This is a genomic window from Cellulomonas sp., from assembly GCF_036279715.1.
Lineage (GTDB): Bacteria > Actinomycetota > Actinomycetes > Actinomycetales > Cellulomonadaceae > Cellulomonas_A.
Map to the genome: position 1 here is coordinate 1 of NZ_DASUIR010000136.1, position 4,470 is coordinate 4,470.

At 73.6% G+C, this 4,470-nt stretch carries 2 protein-coding genes; both read left to right on the forward strand.

Annotated features, from left to right (window positions below):
• On the forward strand, window positions 1-4,089 hold a 4,089-nt coding region (hrpA, locus tag VFW79_RS12800), incomplete at its 5' end, for an ATP-dependent RNA helicase HrpA (protein ID WP_329677675.1).
• A gap of 73 nt (window positions 4,090-4,162) precedes the next feature.
• The gene (locus VFW79_RS12805; protein WP_329677676.1) at window positions 4,163-4,378 is read left to right on the forward strand and encodes a hypothetical protein; all 216 of its coding nucleotides are present in this window, start codon (window positions 4,163-4,165) and stop codon (window positions 4,376-4,378) included.
• The last annotated feature ends 92 nt before the right edge of the window (window positions 4,379-4,470 follow it).

Genomic DNA, 4,470 nt, shown 5'->3' on the forward strand with positions numbered 1-4,470 from the left:
TACCAGGTGCGGTTCACCGACGAGTCGAGCGAGCGGACGCTCGTCAAGGTCATGACCGACGGCATCCTGCTCGCGCAGATCCAGCGCGACCCGATGCTGCGCGCCTACGACACCCTGGTCATCGACGAGGCGCACGAGCGCTCACTGAACATCGACTTCATCCTCGGGTACCTCACGCGGCTGCTCCCCCGCCGCCCGGACCTCAAGCTGATCATCACGTCGGCGACGATCGACTCGGCGCGGTTCGCCGCGCACTTCGCGGGCCTGGCGAGCGCTGAGCACCCCGACGGCGTGCCGGCTCCGGTCGTCGAGGTGACGGGGCGGACGTACCCGGTCGAGGTCCGGTACCGGCCGTTGTCGCCGGACGACGACGGGACGGGGGCGCCGTCGTCGGGCGCGGTGGTGGCCGGGTCGAAGGGCTCGCGGTCGGGAGCGTCGTCAGCCAAGGCGCGGCGCGAGGACCGCGACCCGCTGACGGCGCTGTGCGAGGCGGTCGACGAGCTGCACGCCGACGGTCCGGGCGACATCCTCGTGTTCTTCTCAGGCGAGCGGGAGATCCGGGACGCCGAGGAGGCACTGACGGGCCACCTGGGCGAGCGGGTGACCGACGCGCGCCGGCCCGACGCCGTCGAGCTCCTCCCCCTGTACTCGCGGCTGTCCGCTGCCGAGCAGCACCGCGTGTTCGACCCGCACGGCTCGCGCCGCATCGTGCTCGCGACGAACGTCGCCGAGACGTCGCTGACCGTGCCGGGCATCCGGTACGTCATCGACCCCGGGACCGCGCGCATCTCCCGGTACTCCAAGGCCACGAAGGTCCAGCGGCTGCCGATCGAGCCGATCTCGCAGGCGTCCGCGAACCAGCGGTCGGGGCGGTGCGGGCGCGTCGCGGACGGCATCGCGATCCGGCTGTACTCCGAGGCCGACTTCGAGTCGCGTACGTTGTACACCGAGCCCGAGATCCTTCGTACATCTCTGGCCTCGGTCATCCTGCAGATGATCGCGGTCGGGGTTGCGACGACCCCCGACGACGTCGCCAAGTTCCCGTTCGTCGATCCCCCGGACGTCCGGGCGGTCCGCGACGGCGTCCAGCTGCTCACCGAGCTCGGTGCCTTGGCCCCGGCGGCGTCACCCGTCTCCCCCGCGCCGACGGCGGACGCAGGCGAGGAGCCACCAGCGGCAGCGCCCCCGCGCGGCGGCAGGCTGACCGACGTCGGGCGTGCGCTTGCCCAGCTGCCGATGGACCCCCGCCTCGGCCGGATGATCGTCGAGGCCGGACGGCGCGGGGTCGCGCGCGAGGTCATGATCATCGCCGCCGCACTCTCGATCCAGGACCCTCGCGAGCGGCCGATGGAGTACCGCGCCCAGGCCGACCAGGCCCACGCGCGGTTCGCGGACCCGACGTCCGACTTCCTCACCTACCTCAACCTGTGGCAGTACCTCAAGGAGTCGCAGCGCGACCTGTCGGGATCGGCGTTCCGCCGGATGTGCCGGTCCGAGCACCTCAACTACCTGCGGATCCGCGAGTGGCAGGACGTCGTCACGCAGCTGCGCGAGCTCGCGAAGCCGCTCGGGATCGTCGTGAACCCTCCCCCGTCCCGCACGGCTCACCCCGCGGCGGACCGGCCGGGGGCCGCGGCGACCGCACCAGCGAACGCGACCGCCCCCGTGACCGCGCCCCGCCGCCGGACCGCTCCGGGTGCTGCGCAGGCCGTCCTGTCGACCGAGACGGCCGCCGGGCCTGGTGACCTGCGGCTGGACTGGGACGCCGACCGCATCCACCTGAGCCTCCTGTCCGGCCTGCTGAGCCAGATCGGCATGCAGGAGGCGACCGACGTGACGCCCACGGCGGGTCGCGGCAGGAAGCCCGCAGCCACGGGCCGGCCCGACCGTCGCGGGCGCAACGAGTACCTCGGCGCGCGCGGTGCCCGGCTCGCGATCTTCCCCGGGTCGGGTCTCGCCAAGCGTCCGCCGGCGTGGATCATGGCCGGTGAGCTCGTCGAGACGTCCCGGCTGTGGGCGCGCGACGTCGCGCGGATCCAGCCCGAGTGGGCCGAGGACCTCGCGTCGCACCTGGTCAGGCGCACGTACTCCGAGCCGACCTGGTCGACGAAGCAGGGCGCCGCGATGGCGCTCGAGCGGGTGCTGCTCTACGGCGTCCCCATCGTCGCGCAGCGGCGGGTCCTGTACGCGAAGGTCGACCCCGAGCACGCCCGCGAGCTGTTCATCCGGCACGCGCTCGTCGAGGGCGAGTGGACCACGCACCATGCGTTCTTCCACGAGAACCGTCGGCTGCTCGCGGAGGCGGAGGGCCTCGAGGCGCGCGCCCGCCGTCGCGACCTGGTGGTCGACGACGACGTGCTGTTCGACTTCTACGACGAGCGCATCCCGGCCGACGTCGTGTCCGCGCAGCACTTCGACACGTGGTGGAAGACCGCCAAGCGCTCCCAGCCCGACCTGCTGACGTTCACGCGCGAGCTCCTGATCAGCGACGATGCCGCCCCGGTGTCGGCAGCTGACTTCCCGGCAGTCTGGCCGCAGGGGGACCTGCAGCTGCCCCTGACGTACCAGTTCGAACCAGGTACAGAAGCCGATGGCGTGACTGTACACATCCCGTTGGTGCTCCTCGCGCGGGTGCGGCCCGAGGGCTTCGGGTGGATGGTCCCCGGCCTGCGTGACGAGCTCGTGACCGCGACGATCCGGGCGCTGCCGAAGCCTGTGCGGGTCCAGCTCGTCCCGGCACCCGACGTCGCACGCAGCATCGGGTCATGGTTCGACGAGAACCTCGCGAGCTGGCAGGACACCGTGCGCGCCGGCGACCTCGCGCCGTCCTTCCACGACGCGTTCGCGCAGGCCGTCCGCGCCATCCGCGACGTCGAGGTCCCGGACGACGCGTTCGACGACGAGCGCCTGCCCCCGCACCTGCGTGTGACGTTCCGGGTCGAGGCCGAGCGCGGGGGAGTGCTCGACGAGAGCAAGGACCTCATCGCGCTCCAGCGCCGACTCGCCGCACGCACGCAGGACGCCGTCAGCTCGGCCGTCCGCTCGGCGGTCCGCACCGCCATGCGTGACGCGACCAGCGTGGCCCCGCCGGCGCCGGCGAGCACCGCGGTGGCGGCCACCCCCAGAGCCGCGGTCCGCCCGCCGGCTCCCGGCGCCCCGAGCGATGTGATCGGCAAGCCCGCGCTCGCCGAGCAGACGGGCCTGACCGCGTGGCCCACCGGGTTGCCCGACGGCGCGATCCCGCTGACCGTCGAGACCGACGGACCCGGCGGGGTACGCGTCCGCGGCTACCCCGCGCTCGTCGACGAGTCCTCGGCCGTGGCGCTGCGGGTGCTCGCCGACCCAGCGGTCCAGGTCGAGCAGCACCGCCGCGGCCTGCGCCGGCTCCTTCTGCTCGACACGGGCCTCGCGACCGCCAGGGTGACGACGCGCTGGTCGGGCACGCAGGCCCTGACCCTCGCCTCCGGCCCGTACCGCACGACGGACGCGCTGGTCACCGACGTGCAGCTCACCGCGATCGACCGGCTCGTCGCCGAGCACCTCGCGGGTCGACCGGCGACCGAGATCCGCTCCGCGACGGCCTACGCGGCGCTGCGCGCTGTCGTCCGGGACCGGCTCGAGGACGCGGTGCACGCCGTCGTCACGGACGTCGTCGCGGTGCTGACCGCCGCGCGGGAGCTCGACGTCGCGGTGCGGGCGTCGAACAGCCTGGCGCTGCTCGCGACGACCCACGACGTCCGCGACCATGCCGCCAGGCTCGTCCACGACGGGTTCGTCTCCGCGACGGGCGCGGACCGCCTGCCCCATCTCGCCCGGTACCTGCGCGCCGACCGGCACCGCCTGACGAAGGCCGCCGACAACCCGCACCGCGACGCCGAGCGTGCGTGGCAGGTCCACCAGCTCGAGGACGCCTACTCCCAGGCGCGGGACAGGGTGAGGTCGGGGCCCGCGGACCCCTCGCGGGAGGTCGCGCTCGACGACGTGCGCTGGATGCTCGAGGAGCTGCGGGTGTCGCTGTTCGCGCAGCAGCTCGGGACGCCCGCGCCCGTGAGTGACAAGCGCATCCGCAAGGCGCTCGCCGAGGTCTGACGCGGGCCCGCCGGCCAGGAAATCGCCCGGTCGGTAGGGCCTCCCGAGCGCCGGCCGGGACTAGGCTGCCGCCATGACCGACGGACCGGACCGCAGCGACGCGGAGCGGGAGGCTCTCGCCGCGCTGACCGGCCCGAGCGCGCCTCCGGACGAGCAGATCCTCGCCGCCGTCCAGGAGGGCCTCGAGTCCGTCGTCGCCGGTTCCCCCAACGCCTGGTTCGACGTCCCGCGGCAGCGCAACCCCGCCCAACCGAAGTCCCTGACGACGCGCCGCAACGACGCGCACTGAACCGGCCCGTGCCGGCAGGCCTGTGGAGAAGCGCCCGCTGCTGTCAGGCCGGCGCGGCAGACTCCACTCATGACCGCTGACACCCAGCCTGC

Coding starts and splice junctions, on each gene's coding strand:
- VFW79_RS12805 (WP_329677676.1), top strand. CDS start 4,163: ATGACCGACGGACCGGACCGCAGCGACGCGGAGCGGGAGGCTCTCGCC.